This window comes from Methylophaga sp. UBA4204 (assembly GCF_002379485.1).
In the GTDB taxonomy this organism is placed as follows: domain Bacteria; phylum Pseudomonadota; class Gammaproteobacteria; order Nitrosococcales; family Methylophagaceae; genus Methylophaga.
Genome location: NZ_DFTU01000089.1, coordinates 23,650 through 23,912, shown reverse-complemented (window position 1 = coordinate 23,912; position 263 = coordinate 23,650). Strand labels below are relative to the sequence as shown.

The 263-nt window shown below is 44.9% G+C and carries 1 protein-coding gene; it reads right to left on the bottom strand.

Annotated features, from left to right (window positions below; genetic code table 11):
- The coding region (locus B3182_RS13340; RefSeq protein ID WP_292753078.1) for a ParA family protein at nucleotides 1-263 on the bottom strand (263 nt) is incomplete at both ends.

Below are 263 nucleotides of genomic sequence, written 5' to 3'. Positions count from 1 at the left end.
TTTATCACCGGCTTTTGCCAGATCCAAATCCATTTGCCGGAATGAAAAATCGGCAGGAATAATATCCAGAGAAGGATAATCGGTACTTTTAACTAATTCACCGATAGGCGTTTTACCAGATAACAGTTTTTTGGCTTCCGCTTTGGACTTGCTTTTGCGTTGTAACAACCAGCTGGCAGCCCCCTGCGGATCCAAATCCCACAAAAGAGTAGGAATACCCTCATTAGCGGCCTGCCAGGCAATATTAACTGCAGACGTGGTTT